Origin of the sequence: Pseudomonas chlororaphis, assembly GCA_001023535.1 — a bacterium.
Classification (GTDB): domain Bacteria; phylum Pseudomonadota; class Gammaproteobacteria; order Pseudomonadales; family Pseudomonadaceae; genus Aquipseudomonas; species Aquipseudomonas chlororaphis_E.
On record CP011020.1, the window covers coordinates 383,700 to 402,611 of the forward strand.

The window sequence follows — 18,912 nt, forward strand, 5'->3', positions numbered from 1 at the left end:
ACCATAACTTCACGATGGCTGCGTAGAGTCGCCCTGTCTCCCCTCACCGAGCCCTGCCCATGCCTGCCTCCCTTGCCTCTCTCGACACCCCCGTTGCGCTCATCGATGTGCCGCGAATGCAACGCAATATCCAACGCATGCAGCAACGCATGGACGCATTGGGCGTTCACCTGCGCCCGCACATCAAGACCAGCAAATGCCTGCCCGTGGTCCAGGCGCAGATCCAGGCCGGCGCCAGCGGGATCACCGTCTCCACCTTGAAGGAGGCGCAACACTGTTTCGCCAACGGCATCCAGGACATCTTCTATGCGGTCGCCATGGCTCCTGGCAAATTGCCCCAGGCCCTGGCCCTCAGGCGCAAGGGCTGCCAGCTGAGCCTCCTGGTCGACAGCCTGGCCGCCGCCCAGGCCGTCGTTGATTTCGGCGGGCACCACGACGAACGTTTCGCCGTCTGGATCGAGATCGATTGCGACGGCCATCGATCCGGCCTGCGGGTCGAGGACCCATCGCTCGTCGACATCGCGCGGACACTCAGCGACGGCGGCATGCACCTGTGCGGCGTGATGACCCACGCCGGATCCAGCTACGAACTCGACACGCCCCAGGCGCTGCAAGCCTTGGCTGAACAGGAGCGGCACGCTTGTGTCAGCGCCGCCCAGCGCATCCGCGAAGCCGGCCTGGCCTGCCCGCAGGTCAGCATCGGCTCGACACCCACGGCCTTGTCGGCGCAGCACCTGGAAGGCGTCACCGAAGTTCGCGCCGGGGTGTATGTGTTCTTCGACCTGGTGATGCACAACGTCGGTGTTTGCTCCGCCGACGAGTTGGCCCTGAGCGTACTGACCACCGTGATCGGTCATCAGAAAGACAAAGGCTGGATCATCACCGATGCCGGCTGGATGGCCATGAGTCGCGACCGGGGGACGCAGCGCCAACGGCGCGACTTTGGCTACGGCCAGGTGTGCAGCGAGGCCGGCGACTGGATCGACGGCGCGCGGCTCACCGGCGCCAATCAGGAGCACGGCATCATCACCCTGGAACGGCCCGAAAACGTGGACATCACGACACGGTTTCCCATCGGCAGCCGCCTGCGCATCCTGCCCAACCACGCGTGCGCCACGGGCGCGCAGTTTCCTCAGTACAGCGCCTGTGAGGCCAGCGGCGAAATCCAGACCTGGAGTCGCCTGCATGGCTGGTGAAATCGACTTGATTCATACCCCCCAGCCTGCCGCGCCGGGTAGGCATTACCCCCAGGCCGTGGTCCCGGTGCCGGCCCTGCATCTCGGTTACCTCATCGAAATCGAAGCGCTGGCCGGTGTCCCCGAGGGCACCTGTTCACCCTCGCCCCATGGGCCCATCGAGCACACATCATGAAGCCACAAAAAAGCGATGTACTGATTATCGGCGGCGGCATCATGGGCTCGGCGTCGGCGTTTTTCCTGCGCCAGCGCGGGCGTTCGGTGACGTTGCTGGAACGCGACCTGATCGGCCAGTACGCCAGTGGGGTGAACTTCGGCAACGTGCGGCGCCAAGGGCGATTCCTTGGCCAACTGGAGCTGTCCAACCGCTCCTACGGGTTATGGAAACGGCTACCCGAACTGATCGGCGACGACCTGGAATTCATTCCCAGCGGCCACATGCGCGTGTGTTATCGCGAAGACGAGATCGCCGAGCTGCAGGCCTACGCCGACGCCCCCGAGGCCCGGGCGCTGGATTTGCAGATCATCACCGGCAAAGCCTTGCACGAGCGCTTTCCCTTCCTCGGCCCCGAGGTCAAGGGCGGCTCGTACGCCCCCCACGACGGTCACGCCAATCCGCGCCTGGCGGCCCCGGCCTTTGCCCGCGCGGCAACCCGGGCCGGGGCCCACGTCCGCGAGCGCACGGAAGTGGCCGACGTGCAAAAGGTCAACGGCGAATTCCACGTGACCACCACCGACGGCCAGCAGTTCATCGGCGAGCAGTTGCTGATCACGGCGGGCGCCTGGGGGGCCAGGCTGTCCGAACAGTTCGACGAAGCCGTGCCCCTGGAGCCCAACGGGCCACAGATGTCGGTCACTGAACCGGTGCCCTATGCGTTGCCGACAGTGATTGGAGTGTTCACCAAGATCAAGGAAGAAGTGATCTACTTCCGGCAGATCCCCCGGGGCAATCTCATCATCGGCGGTGGCAACCGCTGCAAGCCGGACATGATCAACCGTCGCGCCTACTTCCGGCCGGAAAGCCTGCTCAACCAGATGCACCAGATGAGTCGCCTGCTGCCGGGGATCGGCCACCTCAACATCATCCGCGTGTGGAGCGGCATCGAGAGCTATACCCCCGACTCGCTGCCGATCATGGGCCCCAGCGGCAGGGTGCCGGGGCTGTTCTATGCCTTCGGGTTCTGCGGGCATGGTTTCCAGCTCGGCCCAGGCGTCGGCGATGTCATGGCCGAGTTGATCAGCACCGGCAGCACCGGCACCTTGATCAGCCCGTTCGACATCCGCCGCTTCACCGACCCGATGGCCCTCGCCACGCCGCTCTCGGCCAGCATCGCGAGCACCGGCAAGCTTGTCTGAACCGCCCAAGCCATCGGCTGACGACCCGAGGTTTTTTGCGCCATGAAACCTGCGTCGCTACGTTTTGCCCAGTCTGCCCGGCAGATACAGCAGATTATCCTTTGCCAGGCTCAACAACGGCACAAGCCATCGCAACGGCTTTGATAGTTTATTGATGAGAAACGGCATCGCGATCTGCTGCCGGCCATCGCATTACGCCCCATGGGAGCCCGTTGGATGACCACCCGATCTTCGAATAGCCCGCTGAAGCATGGGCAGTTTTACATCAACGGCGACTGGTCGTTTGCGGCCCACCCGGCCACGCTACCGGTGGTCAACCCGGCCACCGAAGCGGTAATCGCCGAAGTCGCCCGCGGTTCCAGCGAGGACGTCGACCGGGCAGTCGCCGCCGCCCGTGGGGCCTTTGCGGGGTGGGCCGCGACCCCGGTGGCCACGCGCGCATCGATCCTGGGCAGACTCCATGAGCTGATCCTTGAACACAAGGAGGCATTGGCCCAGACGCTCTCGCTGGAAATGGGCGCCGCCATCGGTTTCGCCCGGGCCATGCAGGTGCCGCTGGCGGCCGAACATGTCCGGGTGGCCCGTGACCTGCTCGCCACCTATGCGTTTCGCAAGGTCGAGAACGGCACCGCCATCGACCGCGAGCCCATTGGCGTCTGCGGCCTCATCACGCCGTGGAACTGGCCGCTGTACCAGATCACCGCCAAGGTCGCCCCGGCGATTGCCGCCGGCTGCACGGTGGTCCTCAAACCCAGCGAACTGTCGCCGTTGAGCGCCCTGCTCTTCGCCCAACTGGTGCATGACGCCGGCCTCCCTCCAGGCGTTTTCAACCTGGTGAACGGCAGCGGTGCCGACGTCGGCGCGGCCATGGCGGCACATCCGGACATCGACATGATCTCCATCACCGGTTCGAACCGCGCCGGCGCGCTGGTGGCCCAGGCCGCCGCGCCCACGGTCAAGCGCGTCACCCAGGAACTGGGCGGCAAATCACCGAATCTGCTGATGCCGGACGCGGACTTGGCCAAGGCCGTGCCGCCAGGCGTGATGTCGGCATTTCGCAACGTCGGCCAGTCCTGCAGCGCACCGACCCGGATGATCGTACCGCGCAGTCGCCTGGCGGAGGTCGAAGCCCTCGCGGCCGCGACCGCCAACGCGATCATCGTTGGCGATCCGCAATCGGAAGCCACCGTCCTCGGCCCCATCGCCAACGAAGCGCAGTTCAACCGCGTGCAAGGCATGATCGCCCTCGGCCTGGAGGAAGGCGCAAAATTGCTGTGCGGCGGGCCAGGCCGCGTGCCCGGCTTTGACAAAGGTTTCTATGCCCGGCCGACGGTATTCTCCCAGGTGGACAGTGCCATGCGCATCGCCCAGGAAGAGATCTTCGGCCCGGTGCTGTGCATCATCCCCTACGACACGCTGGACGAAGCCGTCGCCATCGCCAACGACACCGTCTACGGCCTCGGGGCCCATGTCCAGGGCCAGGACCTCGACCAGGTGCGCAGCGTGGCGTCGCGCATCCGCGCAGGCCAGGTGCTGTTGAACTACCCGGCCTGGAATCCGATGGCGCCGTTCGGTGGCTACAAGCGCTCGGGCAATGGCCGCGAGTATGGCGTCCATGGGTTCGAGGAGTATCTGGAGACCAAGGCGATTGTCGGCTTCGGTTGATCGCCTACGGCTCTGACCGCCCAGGGCCCTTACGGTCGCCTGCGTACGGTTTCATGTGCACGAACGCCGGCAACCAGGCCTCGCGCCGCCGGGTCCAGCACTCGTAGGTCGGCATCAACTGATCAGGGGCATCCAGGGCGCCCAGGTTCACCTCGATTCAAGGTATCGATACACCTTCGACCCCTCTTGCATCTGGTTTGCTTCAGCCGTTGCCCACCATCGGTACCGCCATCAGCAAGATCGCGGTACCGTGCGTCGCGGTCGATGCCACGACCCCGTGGCGCATGCGCACCCACCCACAAGCCAACCCCTCCACCAACGTGAAAAGAAGAATTGGCCAGCCAAGCGACGTCACGCTCAAGGCGAGGAACCCATGGCACGCCGCAAACGCCACACCACTGATCAGCGCCGCTCGCAGGGGGCTGACATGCTGTTCGAGATGGCCCTGAAGGAGACCGCGAAACAGCACTTCTTCCAGCATATTGGCACCATAGGCCAGCACCACCATGCCCGGCAACCATGCCCAATAGCCTGGCAGCATTGCCGCATCAGTCGCTTGACAAAGCCGCAGCGGCAAGCCGATCAAGCCTCCCACGCCGACGCCCAGGGCAACGCCCGTCAATCGACGCCCCTTGGACAACACCACCAGTTGCCACAGATCGGGCAACAAGCGAGCACTCAGTGCGATCAGCCCCAGCGACGACAGCCCCAGTGTGGCCAGCACGAACGGGTTGGCGAGAAAGCTGATCTGCAAGTCACCCTTGAGCGACCACAGGCGCAGCGGTGTCATCACGTCGCGCATCAGCACGAACGCCATCAGCAGAATCAAAATACGCGTTCCCGTCAGGGCCTTGGGCGTCAAGCCGAACCACAGCCCGAAGAGCACAAGGCCGGGTATCAGGTACAACGCGTAGTCCAGCAGTATCACAATTGCCTGGGCGATCATCCGTCTTCCTTGCTTGGAAATGCATGCAGCGGTCAGTAGTCACGAATCATGACGATTGATAACGGGCGCATGCAACGCCATCAACTCCGCGACCCATTCGATGAACACCCGCAACTTGGCACTGAGGTGGCGGTTCGGCGGATAGGCCAGGTAGAGCGGCATGGGGTCTATGCGCCAGTCTTCGAAAAGCGGCACGAGCTGGCCTTGCGCTTCGTATGGCCTGGACATGTACCGAGGCAGCCACAGCACCCCCAGCCCCGCGAGGCCCGCCGCCAGGTAGGCGTTGCCATCGTCGACGGCCAGCGCGTAGCGGCCCTTGACCTGCAAGCGCTCGCCCCGGCGATGCATCGCATACGGCATGGGTTTGCGCGTGCGCGCCCAGAGGAAACCAACGACACGGTGCAGGGAATCTTCCAGCGCCTGCGGATGATCCGGCGGGCCGTGACGCGCCAGGTAACCCGGCGCGGCGAAAATGCCCAGGGCCAGATCGCCGATGCGCCGGGCAACCAGTGACTGATCCACCAGCTCGCCGCCACGCACCACGCAATCGACGTTTTCATCGAGCATGTCGACAATCCGGTCGCTGACACCCAGGTCGATCTGGATGTCCGGGTACCGCGCATAGAACGCAGGCAAGGCCGGCACCAGGATCATGGCAGCGAGCGGACTCGGCACGTCCACCCGCAGCCGTCCACGGGGCAAGGTCTGCGCACCGGCGAGGCTGGTCTCGGCATCGTCCATGTCCGCCAGCAGCCGGATCACCCGTTCGTAATAGGCCGCGCCGTCAGCGGTGACGTTGACCTTGCGCGTGGTGCGATTGAGCAACCTGACCCGCAAGCGCGCCTCCAGTTGCTGGACCAGTTGCGTCACGGTGGTCTTGCTCATGTGCAGGGTCTCGGCAGCCTTGGTGAAGCTGCCCGCCTCCACCACCCGCACGAACGCCTGCATCGCATCGAAACGATCCATATCTGCCTCGGCACTTGTCGGATTGTTTGGATTTTACAAACAGTGATCGCCAAGGTTGCTCGTTTATCGCCTGGGCACAAGTCCCTAGAGTGACTTCATCGTTGATTTCGGGTCGCTCACGGCCCATTGATGGAGGTCTGCATGACACAGCGTGACGTTGTTTTCCCCGCCGGACGCCAGGCGCTTTATGAGCGCAATCGCTATTCGCCGGCCATTCGTTCCAACGGGTTTCTGTTCGTGTCAGGGCAGGTCGGCAGCACCGAGGAGGGTTCGCCGGTGCCCGAGCTACAAGCCCAGGTGCGGCAGGCATTCAACAACCTGAAAGCGATTCTCGCGGCCGCCGATTGCACCTTCGACGACGTGGTGGACGTCACCGTTTTCATCGTCGACCCCGAAGCGAAATTCGAGGCCATCTGGGAGGTTGTGCCCGAATTCTGGGGCAACGCTCCGCATCCGACCCTGACGGCGGTCGGTGTGACCTGGTTGTATGGGTTTGAGTTTGAAATCAAGGTGATTGCCAAGTTGCCGGAGGGTGGCAAGGGGTAAGTCTTCGGCCGACGCCTTCGCGAGCAAGCTCGCTCGCGAAGGCGGTGGATCAGCCGTGATCAACCCCTGACGGCCGCCTCGATCGCCGCGATGTCGATCTTGGTCATCGTCATCATGGCGTCGAAGGCGCGCTTGGCGATCGCCTGGTCCGGGTGAGTGACGGCCTCGCTCAGGACCCGAGGGGTGATCTGCCAGGAGATGCCCCACTTGTCCGTGCACCAGCCACAGGCATTTTCCTGCCCACCGTTGCTCACAATGGCGTGCCACAGACGATCAGTCTCGGCCTGGTCATCAGTGGCCACCTGGAAGGAAAACGCAATGCCGTGCTTGACCGAAGGCCCTCCGTTCAACCCCAGGCACGGGATGCCCATCACCGTGAACTCCACCGTCAACTCATCGCCTTGTTTACCCGAAGGGAAATCGCCCGGCGCACGGTGCACGGCCAGCACCTTGCTGTCCGGGAAGGTCTGCGCATAGAACTGGGCCGCTTGCAGTGCAGCGCCGTCGTACCAGAGACAGATCGTGTTCTTGTTGTTCATCCGCGTTCTCCGAGAGAGGGACTGGACGGTGAAGTCTAGCAGTCCCCTATCGAGCCGGGCCCATCGTCCATCAGGTGAACAGATCGACCCCCAGTTGGAACGCCACCCACAGCGCCAGCCCCGTCGCGAACAGCAGTGCGATGTTCTCGAACAGGTTGTTGCGGTATTGCTTGCTCAGCAACGATTTCTGGTTGGACATGATCAACAGGCCCAGGGAAATGACCGGCAGGCCGACGATGTTCAGCGCGCTGACACCGATGGTCAGGGTGACGAAGTCCGGCATGCCGGGCATCGACCAGATCAACGGTGTGACGAGGATGAAGAGCATGAACCACTTGTGCATCGGGTCACGGTGGAACTCCTTGCCGTAGCGCTCCCGACGCTTGGGCAGGACGTGCTGGAAGGCATCGGTAATGAGCATCGGGAACGCCGTGGTCTTGCCGGAAATACTGGCGAACAGCGTGGCGAATACGCCGACGAAGAACACATACCAGCCGATGGGGCCGAAGAAGATTTCCAACGCCTTGCCCAGGTCACCCAGGGTTTTGACTTCAATGCCGTTGGGCCGCAGGATCTCGGCACCGACGATCCAGATCGCCAGGTTGATGACAATCCCCACGAACACCGCGAACAGCAGGTCGTTGCGCTGGATGCGCTTGTGCTCGGGCCCGGTCCAGCCCTTCTGGCGCATGACGTATGGATGCACGAAGTTGGCAATCGAGCCGGCCACCGCGCCAATCACCGAGACTGCCACCAGCAGCGCACCGTGGACACCTTCGTCCGCAGGAATGCTGAAGCCGATGGTGCCTTTGACGATCCCCACCACATCCGGTCCGGACATCACGGCCAGGGCGATGAACGCCAGGGTCATGATCGCCAGCAGCGCCTTCATCACCCCTTCGATCATCGAATAGATGTTGCGCCCCACCAGCAGCCACACCGCCAGCACCACCGCCACCGAACACAGCAACGGGTAGTCGACCCGCAGCAGCATCGCCAGGGACTCGCCAGCGCCCTTGATCATGTAGGCGTTCATCAAGTGGCCCATGAGCAGCGCGTAGACCAGCAGGAACCAGGCGAAGAACGGGTTGAGCTGGGCGTACCCCTGCAAGATGGTCATGCCCTGGTTATTGCAGAGCTGGAAGCGCGCGATGATGTTGACGATCAGGTACCTGAGCAGCAGCGACACCGCCAGCACCCACATCATCGCGTAGCCGTAGTTCGCACCGGCCACCGAAGAGGTGATCAGGTCGCCGGCGCCGAGCCAGGAAAGGACCGCGATGATGCCCGGGCCCAGAAGCTTGAGTATTCGTACAAAGCGGCCTTGGGCGGGCGCGGCGGCCTTGCCTTCGACGGACGGAATGCTCGACATGGATGGAATCTCCGTTATTTTTTTTGTGAGAAACGGGCCACAGTCGAACACATTAGATACGACATCGTACAACCATTCTTGAGCCTCAAGTATGTAGAAATGTTTCATTGATCCGCGGCCGGAAAAGCTGGCAATTTGACAGCCAGCGCCCTCAGCGCTCGCCGTTCTCGACCATCCAGCGCACCATGTCCACCAACGCCACTCGATGCTGGTGCACGGCGCACCAACCGGCGTGGTCCTGGCTGAACCGTTCGACATAGCGGCTGAGCACCACATGGCGCCCATCCTCGGCCAGGTGCAGCTCCACCTCGCGGCAGTGCAAGGCCCCCTGCTCAAGCGTGCGCATCCGTCGATGCAAGACCAGCGCGCCCCTACTCATCGGCGTTCTCCTCGTCCGGGCATGTTGATTGACCGGTCACCACGGCGCCCAGCTTGCCCTCGGCGACAACATCGGCGCGCCGCTGTGCCACGGCCTCTCGCAGGGCCGCGTAATAGTCCGGTCGGGTCCGCAGTTCGTCTGTCAGCGGCAACGCCTGCGCACGTCCATCGACGATGCCGCCGGCGGTGTTGAGCGTGCCCAGGGTGTCGACGGTGCTGCTGTTGTCACCGAACGGGCTGACCATGAAATCGATCACCTTGCCCGTGGCGTCCCGCAGGTTGGCCGTGCCCAGTATCGGCAGTTCCACGGTCGGCCCCGCCGCGATGTTCCAGACGCCGAACGTCTGGCCGAAATCGGCCTCGTGGCGTTCGATACCCAGTTTGCCGGAGACGTCGACCAGGCCGACGATGCCCGCCGTGGTGTTGATCACGAAACGGCCCAGGGTGTTGACCGAGCGCTGGCCGTTGCCTTGCAGCAGGTCGTTGACGAACACTTTGGGCTCGCCGAAGTTCGCCACGAAGTTGTGCACCCCGGCCTGGAAGAACCCAGGGAGCTTGCGGTAACCGCGGGCCACCGGGGCCAGCGCATAGTCATCCACCGTCCGGTTGAAGGCGAAGATGCCGCGATTGATGGGCTCGGCGGGATCATGGACGCCATAGCGCGCATGCTCGCAACGGCCGGGCGTGGCCGCCGGCGTCTGGGCACAGCCGCTGGCGAAGGCGGCGAGTGCCAGGACCAGGGAATATCGAACACGTAACGAAGCGGGATCGGTGAGCGGCATACGGGGCTGTCTCGCAAGGAATTGAGGAAGTGCTGCCTGAATGCCCGTGGCGAGTGTGGTCGCAGGCAAACTGACTGACACCGGCGCAATCCTGCCGCCGTTTTCTTGCCCGAAGATTTCCGCAACATTGCCCAGCGGCAACTTTATTTCCGAATTGAAATATATGACGCGGGCCCTGGATTGACCCTAGTATCGACGCCTGTATTCCTTGCCCAGCGTGCCCGCCGTGAGCCATTTACTACTGGTGGACGACGACCTCGAAGTCCTCGCCCTCTTGCGCAAATTCCTCGAACAACATGGCTACAGCGTGGACGTGGCCGCCGACGGTCGCGCCCTCTGGCAAGCGGTGGAACGCCGGTTGCCGGACCTGATCATCCTCGACGTCATGCTACCGGGCGACAGTGGCCTGGTGCTGTGCCAGCGACTGCGGGCCGAGCACACCGTGGGCATCGTCATGCTCACCGCCATGGGCGAATTGAGTGATCGCGTCGTGGGCCTGGAGCTGGGAGCGGACGACTACCTGACCAAACCGTTCGATGCCCGCGAACTCCTGGCCCGGGTCCGCGCCGTCCTCAGGCGCACCGGCGAAACCAGGAGCCCCGCCAACGACACGTCCCGCTGGGTGCTGGCGTTCGATAACTGGCAACTGGACGTCACCCGCCGCGAATTGCGTTCACCGGACAACGTCATGATCCCGCTCTCCACCGGCGAGTTCGAACTGTTGCTAGTCTTTGTCGAGCACCCGCGCCGGGTGCTCAGCCGCCAGCAGTTGCTGGACATGGCCCGTGGCGAGACCTATGACGCGTTCGACCGCAGCATCGACGTGCAAGTCAGCCGGCTACGCCGCAAGTTGGAAACCGACAGCACCGGCGCGTCGATGATCCGCACCGTGCGCAACGGCGGCTACCTGTTCACGCCCCAGGTGGTAAAACGATGAAACCGCCGCGCTCGGGCGCCAAGCGCCCACGGGACACCCTGGCGCGCTGGATCGCCCTGACGACCCTCGGTGCCATGCTGACGTTGCTGGCCCTGAACGCGCTGTTCAGCCAATTGGCCGATGCCTGGGCGCGCCCGCCCCTGATGGAAACCGGCCTGTTCGAAAAGATCTCCGCCATCAGCCGCATCATCGACTCGGCAACGCCCGAACAGCGCCCCGCCATCGCCAGGGCCGCCAGCGACCAGGCATTCAACACGCAATGGCTGCAACACCACGACGACGCACGAGTGCCGGTGATCGACGACGACCCGCAGTACAACGACGGCGCGGCGCGGCTGCGCCAGCAACTGGGCAGGCCGGATGCGCGGATAGAAGGCTACGAGCCGAGCGACTGGCCCGCTGGCGAACCCGGCGGGCGCTACGCCGCACTGATCGAGTTGAGTGATCATTCGTGGGTGATGTTCTCCATGCCCGCGCGCAACTGGGGGCTGGAAGACTGGGAGCGCAACCTGATCATCCTGGCGTTGATCCTCCTGTCGACCTTCATCGTGGCGTTGGTCGCCACCCGGCACCTGGCCGCGCCTCTGGAACGCTTCGCCGAAGGGGCCAGGCGCTTTGGCGTGGATCACCGGGCCCCGCCCATTCCCGTGATCGGCCCTTACGAAATCCGCCAGGCGATCCTCGCCTTCAATGCCATGCAGGCCCAGCTCAGGCACTTCATCGAAGACCGCACGCAAATGCTCGCCGCCATCTCCCATGACCTGCGGGCACCGTTGACCCGCATGCGCCTGCGCGGGGAGTTCATCGACGATGCCGAGCAGCAATCCCGGCTGTTCAGGGACGTGGACGAGATGCAGGCGATGGTCAACTCGGCCCTGGAGTTCTTCCGCGACGACGCCCGGCTGGAGCATGCCACCGCCTTCGACCTGGCCGAACTGCTGCACACCGTCGTCGATGATTTCAAGGACGCCGGCATCGAGGTGGCCTTCGAGGGCGCCCAGCGGTTCGTCTATGTCGGCCGGCCCATCGGGATCAAGCGCGCCTTGGTGAACCTGATCGACAACGCGATCAAGTACGGCAGCGAACCGGCGGTGCAACTCAAGGCCTGGACCGATCACGTCGAGATTCGCATCCTCGACCGCGGCCCAGGCATTGCCCTCGAATACCAGGAGCGGGTATTCGCTCCGTTCTTCCGCCTCGAAGGCTCACGCAACAAAAACACCGGCGGTGTCGGCCTGGGCCTGTCAGCAGCCCGGGCCACCGTGCTGGAGCATGGCGGGACGCTGAGCCTGAACAATCGTCACGGTGGCGGCCTGGAGGCCAAGGTCCTGCTGCCCTTGAATGGTTAGCCCGGCAACGGCTGGAAAAAACCCCACGGCGAATAATGCGCTAAACAATCGGCGCCTTCCTCGATAGGATGTCCGGCCCCGCTGCCCCGACCCTGTCCGGGAAGGCGCTTTTTTTTGGTTCTTCACGGAATCCCGGGAAACACAGAAACAAGAACGCCGATTTGATTGATGATGTTCGTGCGAGCAAACACATCTAACAAACCGGCGTTCTTATGCGCGATATTAATACTTTCCTTCCTTTTTGGGAGGGCTTTTCTGTCGTCACGATCAAGCCTGATGGCGACGATCTACAAATCGATCTGATTCCCCATCCCACCCGATTCCCATCCTGCGGCGGGTGCCAGAAACCCTGTTCAACCACTCATGAGTATTGCGAGCGTACCGTTCGTGACCTGCCGATTCTCGGTCGTGCGGTACGCCTGAGCGTGTTGCTCAGGCGGGTGGGCTGTCGTGACTGCGGTAAACGCATGGAGGCCGTCAGTTGGCTGGACCGCTATGCCCGCATGACGCGCCGTTTGGCCGAGGCGGTCATTCAGGCCTGCGAACGCCTCCCCACACTGCACGTGGCTCAACTGTTCGGGCTGCATTGGGACACCGTTCGGTTGCTGGAGCGTCGAGCCTTGCAAGCGGCGTTGAGCGTTTTGCCAAAGGCGCAACCGCGACGCCTGGTGATGGACGAGTTCGCCCTGTTCAAAGGTCATCGTTACGCCAGCGTGGTCCTGGATGCGGACACACGACGCGTGCTGTGGATCGGTGAAGGCCGCAGCCGAGCGGCGGTCAGGCCTTTCTTCGAAGAACTGGGACCCGAGGGTTGTGCTCGCATCGAAGCGGTGGCGATGGACATGAACACCGCTTTTGACCTGGAGGTTCGCCAGCACTGTCCCAACGCGCGAGTGGTCTACGACCTTTTCCATGTGGTGGCCAAATATGGCCGAGAGGTGATTGATCGGGTCCGCGTCGACGAGGCTAACCGGTTGCGTCACGACAAGCCTGCCCGCAAGGTCATCAAGCAGGCGCGATGGCTGTTGCTGCGCAATCCGCAGAACTTGAAAACACCGGAGCAACAGGTCCGCCTGGAGGATCTGCTGGCGGCCAACCAAGCGTTGATGACGGTCTATTTGATGAAGGCTGAACTCAAAACACTCTGGACGCCGAGTACTGCCTGGGGTTGGCGAGCGGCCTGGAAGCAATGGCTGCGTCATGCGCATGAAAGCGAAATACCGGCTCTGATCCAGTTCGCCAAACGGCTAAAGGGTTACTGGCGGGGCATCGTGAGCCGGGTTCGCTGGCCGATGCACACCGGTCAGTTGGAAGGAATAAACAATCGAATAAAGGTCATCAAGCGGATGGCGTACGGTTACCGGGATAGCGAATTCTTTTTCATGAAGATCAAGAGCGTCTTTCCCGGCAATCCGTGATGAACCTTTTTTTTGCCTGGATTTTTCGCGGCCCCCTGTGGGAGCGAGCTTGCTCGCGAAGGCGGTGTGACAGCCACCACAAATGTCGGATGTACCGACGCTTTCGCGAGCAAGCCCGCTCCCACAAAGATTGCGGCGCTGTCACTAAGCTAGTCAGAACATCATTCGCCATTGCCCCATTACTGCACCGTTGCGGTTGTCCTGGCCGGTTTCACCTTTGTAACTGAGCCCCACTGTGTGGCGTGGCGAAACCGTCAGGTCCAGCCCAGCTTCCAGGAGCAGGCTATCGCGGTCCAACTCGATGCCGTCGACGGTGTAGGTCTTGCCGCCACTGACCAGGCGTTGACGGGAGTGGCCGCTCAGGTCGCCATAGGTGTGCTTCCAGCCGACGCTCAGGCGGGGTGTCAGCCGCGCGCCCTGGTCAAGCACGAAGGGGCGGGTCAGGTGCAGGCCCAGGTCACTGTTGTAATGGTCTTGGGCCTGGCGCTCGTAATGCAGCGCGGCGTCACCGCCTTTCTCTCTGAAGTCATCGCGTTGGTAGCGCTGGTAACCCACTTGGACATAGGGCTCGACATCGAAATGGCCGATATCCAGGTTGTAGCCGACTTGCCCAAAGACCTGCTGTGTCGTGGCATCGTACCGCCCCTTGAGGCGATCGCTGAAACCGTTGAAGGCAACGTGGCGCTTGGTGCCGCCGTCGTGGCTGCCATACACCGCGCCCAGGCGCAGCGCCAGCGGTCCGTCCTGACGCAGGGCGTAGGCGCCCACGTGCCAGCTGTCGAGCCGGCCATCGAATCGATGACCGTCCAGCCGCGTCTCGCTCTTGCCACCGGCGATTCCCAGCCGCCAAGTCGGGCTGATTGCCCAATCGGTCCCCAACAGCACGCCTGTAGTCGAATGCTTCAGGGCGTAGTCATCCAGGTGCTTGCCGATGCGGCCGCTGTTGCCAATGGCCTGGATCCAGACCTGGCCGTTGCCATCGGTGCCTTGCAGAGTGTTCTGGCCCATGGCCGCGAGCATCCCGGTGCTGATGGGGGCGATGCTGCTCAGGGTGGCGCTGCCCAAGTCTGCCGCGTCATAGCCCGCCAACTGATCGATGGCGCCGGCAGCGATCGTCAGGTTGGTACCGAGCAGGGCGTTGATGGCGGTGTTGGGTTTTGACTCCGGGGTGTCTGTCTGTGCTGGGGCGACGGACGCTTGAGCGGTTGTTTGCAAGGGTTCGATGAGTGGGGCTGCCGTTGCGGCCGTTTCCGGCTGGACCGCCGCCTGGGCAACGCTGGGCACTGCGACAGGCTCGGGTGCTGTCGGCTTGACCTGCTGCAGGTCTTCAATAGCCTCCACAAACGATTGCCCGTTTTCAGTCGTCGCGGCCTGTATGACCGGTACGTCGTTACGAGCATAGGTCAGGCTGACTTGGGTTTCGGCAGAGTAGTCAGGTGTCACCGTCATGAATGCCAGGTCGCTGTCTACCTTTGCGAATTTCCCCACGACCTGCTTCGCATCGATCACCACATGCTGGCGGCTGCCCACGTATTCGCCCGGTGCGGTGACGACCTTCAGGGTCGCGTTGCCCAGTGTCGCGACACCACCGACCTTGATCGTGGCGCTGCCACCCTCGGGGTTGACGCCATAGACCAGGGTTGCGCTCTTCGACAGCGCCAGGTTCCTGATAACCGTTGGGGCGCCGTTCTGCGGGTTGACCACCAGCTCACCCGCTACGTTCAGCGATTCGACCGTTCCGGCGCCGCTGAACCTGCCTTTGGCCTTCACGAACACAGGCCCCTCCACAGTGCCTGAGTTATCAAACTTGCCCAGCACCTGTACCTCGCCGCCCATATGCCCGGTGTTGATCAGGCTGGCTTTCGGTTCGACCAGGCTTTTGCCGTCGAACCTCACGGTGTTCGTCCATTCTCCCTGTCTGACATGCAAGTCCTGGAAGTTTCGGACTTCGTCCAGCAGGCCTCCCGCGCCGGTATCCAGTTGCAAGACGTTGATGCCGCCTCCACCCTCGCTCGGGCCGATGAGTTTGCCGCCGTCGCTCACGATGACCCAATCGTTGTCGTCGCCTTTTTCCAGGGTGACCTCTTGGGTGATCTTGTCGCGGTGTGTGAGCGGCGCATTGGCGAAGGCCTTGAGGCGAGCCTGCATCTGGGCGGCGGTTTCGGAGGCTGGCGACGCAACGCCTTCGGCGGTTGATTGAGCCATTGAAACGTCGGCGTGGCCGAGCGCCAGGGCAATCGCCAGCGCAAGGCAGTGGGGAGCGTACAAAGGTTGGATAGGCATCGGTGTGGACCCTCATGAACAGAGTCCACACTGTAAAAACGCAGCCCGAAGCGTGATGCCAGCCAACTCCGAGTCAGGAGCAAGACACACCGGATGAAATCTGTAGGCCACTCATAAAGCCATTTACGCATTTGCGCATTGGCCTCCAGGATCCGCAGCTTTGCCCTACAGCATCCTCGGATCCATCGGTTTGACCCGCCGCGCAACGTCAACCGCGCTTGAGATACGCCTTCCCATAATGCCGTTCCATCCGCGCCTGGATCAGTTCCAGCGCGACGGACATCAGCCAGTAGATGATCGCTGCCGTGGTGAGCATTTCGATGTAGCGATAACTGGAGCGCCCGTAGGACTGCGCCAGGAACATCACTTCCCAGACGCCCATCACCGAGATCAGGGAGGAGTCCTTGAGCATGGAGATGAACTGGTTGGTGGTGGGCGGGATGATGGTGCGCATGGCCTGGGGCAGGGTGACGCGCCAGAACATCACGGTTTCACTCAAGCCCAGCGCCAGGGACGCTTCACGCTGGCCGTGGGGAACGCCCACGATGCCGGCGCGGAAGATTTCACTCAGGTAGGCGCCGTAGTTCAGCGACAGGGCGATGATCCCGGCGGTGACGGCGCCGGGCACCACGCCCAGTTGTGGCAGGCCCAGGTAAATCAGCAGGATCTGGATCAGCAGCGGCGTACCACGAAAGAACGACGCATAGAAACTGGCGATGCCGAACGCCACCGCACTGCTGGACAGGCGCGCCAGGGCGGTGATGAAGCCGAGCAACGACGAGGCGACGATCGAACACAGGCACAGAAACAGCGTCAGCACCGCCCCTTGCAGGAAACCGTTGGGGGCCAGGTGCAGCCCCAGCAGGTTCGGCAGTTTGTCGAGGATGATGGAAAACTTCAGGTCGAAGCTCAGGAAGAAGCTTGCGAACAGCACCAGCATCGTGGCCCAGGTCAGGTATAGCCGGGTGCGGAAACCGAAGATTTTCTGCAGACGCGACTCGGCCACCGGTTGCGGTGGCCGAGAAGGGGACGGGAAAGAGGTCATTGAGTGATGTCGGCGCCGATCCATTTCTGCGAGAGTTTGCTCAAGGTGCCGTCCTGTTTCAACTGGGTGAAGACTTCACGCACCTTGGCGTCCCACTGGGCATCGCCTTTTTCGATGGCCACCGAGTTCGGTTCGGCGTACAGCGCTTCGCCGGCCAGTTTGAAGCGCTTGTCCTGCGTCAGGCGTGGCTGTGCGGTCACCAGGTTGGTCAGCACCGCGTCCAAGCGCACGCCGGCACCCAGGCCCAGGTCCTGGAACGCGACGTTGTCGGTGTCGTACGGGGCGATCTGGACATTGTCGAAGGGGTAGCTCAACTGGGTGTCTTCGGCGCCTTCGATCACCAGGTTCTTGTTCAGGTAGCTTTCGTAGCTGGAGGCGCTGGTGAGGCCGACTTTCTTGCCGCTCAGGTCCTTGGCGCCATGGATGCTGTCGTCCTTGGCGTTGACCACGATCACCGCCGGCGAGGCGTAGTACTGCACCGGGAAGTCGAACACCTCGGCGCGCGCCTTGCTCGGGGTCATGGAGCAGATGCAGATGTCATACCGGCCGCTCCAGTGTCCGGCCGCGATCACGTCCCAGGACGGTGTTTCCAGGCGCAGCTTCACGCCCAGTTTCTCGGCCACGGCCTTGGCGACGTCCACGTCGAAACCGTCGAGCTGGTTCTGTTCGTTCAGGAACGAGAAGGGTGGATAGCTTTCCATCAACACGCCGACCAGCTCTTTTTTCTGTTCGATGCGGTCCAGGGTGGCGCCGGCGAACGCCTGCGATGAAGCGGCCAGTAAGGTCAGGCCCAGGGCCAACAAAGGTTGAAGTTTCATGTGCAGTCCCGGGTAAAAAATAAGTTGTGGTCAGCCGATGGCTGCGTATTAAATAGTTATAAGAACAACTCCGGTAGTGAGTATTTTTCATAAGCTTATGAGTGAATCGCATATGGGCGCAGCAACGACAGTCATTCTCGATGGCGGCATGGGCCGCGAACTGCAACGCCGGGGCGCACCGTTCCGCCAGCCGGAGTGGTCGGCGCTGGCCTTGAGCGAAGCACCCGAGGCCGTGGAGGCCGTGCACGCGGCCTACATCGCCAGCGGCGCCAACGTGATCACCAGCAACAGCTACGCGGTGGTGCCGTTTCACATCGGCGAGGCGCGTTTCGCCGCCGAAGGCCAGGCGTTGGCCGCGTTGGCGGGGGCGTTGGCGCAACGGGCCGTGCTGGCATCCGGCAAAGCGGTGCGGGTGGCCGGCTCGCTGCCACCGTTGTTCGGTTCCTATCGGCCCGACCTGTTCGACGCCTCCCGTGCCAGCGAGCTGCTGACGCCCCTGGTCACCGGCCTGGCGCCCCATGTCGACCTGTGGCTGGCCGAGACCCAGAGTTCCACGGTCGAGGCGCGGGCGATCCACGCCGGGCTGCCGAAGGACGGCAAGCCGTTCTGGCTGTCGTTTACCTTGAAAGATGAAGACACCGACGAAGTGCCGCGCCTGCGTTCCGGTGAGCCGGTGGCGGAGGCCGCGGCGGTCGCGGCCGAACTGGGTGTCCAGGCACTGCTGTTCAACTGCAGCCAGCCGGAAGTGATCGGGGCGGCGATCGATGCCGCCCGTGAGACCTTCGAGCGCCTCGGGGTGGCGATCAACATGGGTGCCTATGCCAACGCCTTCCCGCCGCAACCGAAAGAAGCCACCGCCAATGACGGTCTGGACCCGCTGCGCGACGACCTCGATCCGCCGGGCTACCTGCAATGGGCGGCAGACTGGCAGAAACGTGGGGCCAGTCATCTGGGCGGCTGCTGCGGGATCGGCCCGGAGCACATTGCGGTGTTGGCGCAAAAGCTGGCCTGAGCTTTGCCCCCCATCCTCTGTGGGAGCGAGCTTGCTCGCGAAGAACGATAACGCGCAGTCTTTGTCAGGCCGCGCCGGCCGCTTCGCGAGCAAGCCCGCACCCACAGTGGGCCTTGAAGGTCATATCAGCTTACGCTTGCCTCCCGGTTCAGCCGCCCCCCATACATATGTACGCCATGGCGGCTCGAACAGCGCGATAGGGTCCGGACTCTTCAATCAGAACCGGATCCTTCAGATGTCGATTTTTCCCAACGATGAGCCGGGCAGTGCGTCGCCTGGCCCCCGGTCGGACGCGACCGACGCC

18 protein-coding genes and 1 pseudogene are annotated in these 18,912 nt (G+C 63.0%); 9 read left to right on the forward strand and 10 right to left on the reverse strand.

Annotated features, from left to right (window positions below):
• Positions 1 to 59 precede the first annotated feature (59 nt).
• The 4 genes from VM99_01560 to VM99_01575 all read left to right on the forward strand — a co-directional run bounded on the left by VM99_01560 (position 60) and on the right by VM99_01575 (position 4,217).
• Entirely contained in the window at positions 60 to 1,196 is a 1,137-nt protein-coding gene (locus VM99_01560; GenBank protein ID AKJ96798.1) for an alanine racemase, read from the forward strand.
• On the forward strand, positions 1,186 to 1,371 hold the full coding sequence (locus tag VM99_01565) for a hypothetical protein (protein AKJ96799.1): 186 nt from the start codon (positions 1,186 to 1,188) through the stop codon (positions 1,369 to 1,371). The genes VM99_01560 and VM99_01565 overlap by 11 nt, the downstream gene beginning before the upstream one ends.
• Positions 1,368 to 2,552 (forward strand): sarcosine oxidase subunit beta, encoded by a 1,185-nt coding sequence (locus VM99_01570; protein AKJ96800.1) that lies wholly within the window; start codon positions 1,368 to 1,370, stop codon positions 2,550 to 2,552. The genes VM99_01565 and VM99_01570 overlap by 4 nt, the downstream gene beginning before the upstream one ends.
• A 216-nt stretch (positions 2,553 to 2,768) precedes the next feature.
• On the forward strand, positions 2,769 to 4,217 hold the full coding sequence (locus VM99_01575) for an aldehyde dehydrogenase (GenBank protein AKJ96801.1): 1,449 nt from the start codon (positions 2,769 to 2,771) through the stop codon (positions 4,215 to 4,217).
• Between the two features lie 4 nt (positions 4,218 to 4,221).
• Here the strand turns inward: VM99_01575 and VM99_01580 are convergent.
• The 3 genes and pseudogenes from VM99_01580 to VM99_01590 all read right to left on the reverse strand — a co-directional run bounded on the left by VM99_01580 (position 4,222) and on the right by VM99_01590 (position 6,129).
• Positions 4,222 to 4,374 (reverse strand): annotated as a pseudogene (locus VM99_01580) (aldehyde-activating protein).
• Between the two features lie 45 nt (positions 4,375 to 4,419).
• On the reverse strand, positions 4,420 to 5,163 hold the full coding sequence (locus tag VM99_01585) for an abortive phage infection protein (GenBank protein AKJ96802.1): 744 nt from the start codon (positions 5,161 to 5,163) through the stop codon (positions 4,420 to 4,422).
• Between the two features lie 39 nt (positions 5,164 to 5,202).
• Positions 5,203 to 6,129: a LysR family transcriptional regulator gene (locus VM99_01590; GenBank protein AKJ96803.1), complete on the reverse strand. Its 927-nt coding sequence runs from the start codon at positions 6,127 to 6,129 to the stop codon at positions 5,203 to 5,205.
• A 141-nt stretch (positions 6,130 to 6,270) separates the two neighbouring features.
• Here VM99_01590 and VM99_01595 point away from each other — a divergent pair, with 141 nt between their 5' ends.
• On the forward strand, positions 6,271 to 6,675 hold the full coding sequence (locus VM99_01595; protein ID AKJ96804.1) for an endoribonuclease L-PSP: 405 nt from the start codon (positions 6,271 to 6,273) through the stop codon (positions 6,673 to 6,675).
• A gap of 59 nt (positions 6,676 to 6,734) precedes the next feature.
• Here VM99_01595 and VM99_01600 read toward each other — a convergent pair whose 3' ends face one another.
• The 4 genes from VM99_01600 to VM99_01615 all read right to left on the reverse strand — a co-directional run bounded on the left by VM99_01600 (position 6,735) and on the right by VM99_01615 (position 9,746).
• Positions 6,735 to 7,214, reverse strand: coding sequence for a 3-demethylubiquinone-9 3-methyltransferase (locus tag VM99_01600; GenBank protein ID AKJ96805.1), 480 nt, complete (start codon positions 7,212 to 7,214; stop codon positions 6,735 to 6,737).
• 70 nt (positions 7,215 to 7,284) lie between these two features.
• Entirely contained in the window at positions 7,285 to 8,586 is a 1,302-nt protein-coding gene (locus tag VM99_01605; protein AKJ96806.1) for an Mn2+/Fe2+ transporter, read from the reverse strand.
• Positions 8,587 to 8,737: 151 nt separating this feature from the next.
• Complete coding sequence (locus tag VM99_01610) at positions 8,738 to 8,965, reverse strand: hypothetical protein (GenBank protein ID AKJ96807.1); 228 nt, start codon at positions 8,963 to 8,965, stop codon at positions 8,738 to 8,740.
• Positions 8,958 to 9,746 carry an ABC transporter gene (locus tag VM99_01615; protein AKJ96808.1) on the reverse strand — a complete coding sequence of 263 codons (789 nt, stop codon included), beginning with the start codon at positions 9,744 to 9,746 and terminating at the stop codon, positions 8,958 to 8,960. Before VM99_01615 ends, VM99_01610 begins: the two co-directional genes overlap by 8 nt.
• Before the next feature lie 226 nt (positions 9,747 to 9,972).
• Between VM99_01615 and VM99_01620 the strand changes: the two genes are divergently transcribed.
• The 3 genes from VM99_01620 (at position 9,973) to VM99_01630 (ending at position 13,450) form a co-directional block, all read left to right on the forward strand.
• Entirely contained in the window at positions 9,973 to 10,683 is a 711-nt protein-coding gene (locus tag VM99_01620) for a chemotaxis protein CheY (GenBank protein AKK01666.1), read from the forward strand.
• Complete coding sequence (locus VM99_01625) at positions 10,680 to 12,032, forward strand: histidine kinase (GenBank protein AKJ96809.1); 1,353 nt, start codon at positions 10,680 to 10,682, stop codon at positions 12,030 to 12,032. The genes VM99_01620 and VM99_01625 overlap by 4 nt, the downstream gene beginning before the upstream one ends.
• A gap of 212 nt (positions 12,033 to 12,244) precedes the next feature.
• Positions 12,245 to 13,450, forward strand: coding sequence for a transposase (locus VM99_01630; protein AKJ96810.1), 1,206 nt, complete (start codon positions 12,245 to 12,247; stop codon positions 13,448 to 13,450).
• A 153-nt stretch (positions 13,451 to 13,603) separates the two neighbouring features.
• On the opposite strand, the gene VM99_01635 is transcribed toward VM99_01630, so the two are convergent.
• The 3 genes from VM99_01635 to VM99_01645 form a co-directional block, all read right to left on the reverse strand.
• Positions 13,604 to 15,733 (reverse strand): autotransporter, encoded by a 2,130-nt coding sequence (locus VM99_01635; GenBank protein ID AKJ96811.1) that lies wholly within the window; start codon positions 15,731 to 15,733, stop codon positions 13,604 to 13,606.
• A gap of 208 nt (positions 15,734 to 15,941) precedes the next feature.
• On the reverse strand, positions 15,942 to 16,778 hold the full coding sequence (locus VM99_01640) for an amino acid ABC transporter permease (protein AKJ96812.1): 837 nt from the start codon (positions 16,776 to 16,778) through the stop codon (positions 15,942 to 15,944).
• Positions 16,775 to 17,596: an amino acid ABC transporter substrate-binding protein gene (locus VM99_01645; protein AKJ96813.1), complete on the reverse strand. Its 822-nt coding sequence runs from the start codon at positions 17,594 to 17,596 to the stop codon at positions 16,775 to 16,777. The genes VM99_01640 and VM99_01645 overlap by 4 nt, the downstream gene beginning before the upstream one ends.
• 112 nt (positions 17,597 to 17,708) lie before the next feature.
• Here VM99_01645 and VM99_01650 point away from each other — a divergent pair, with 112 nt between their 5' ends.
• Positions 17,709 to 18,608: a homocysteine methyltransferase gene (locus VM99_01650; protein ID AKJ96814.1), complete on the forward strand. Its 900-nt coding sequence runs from the start codon at positions 17,709 to 17,711 to the stop codon at positions 18,606 to 18,608.
• The last annotated feature ends 304 nt before the right edge of the window (positions 18,609 to 18,912 follow it).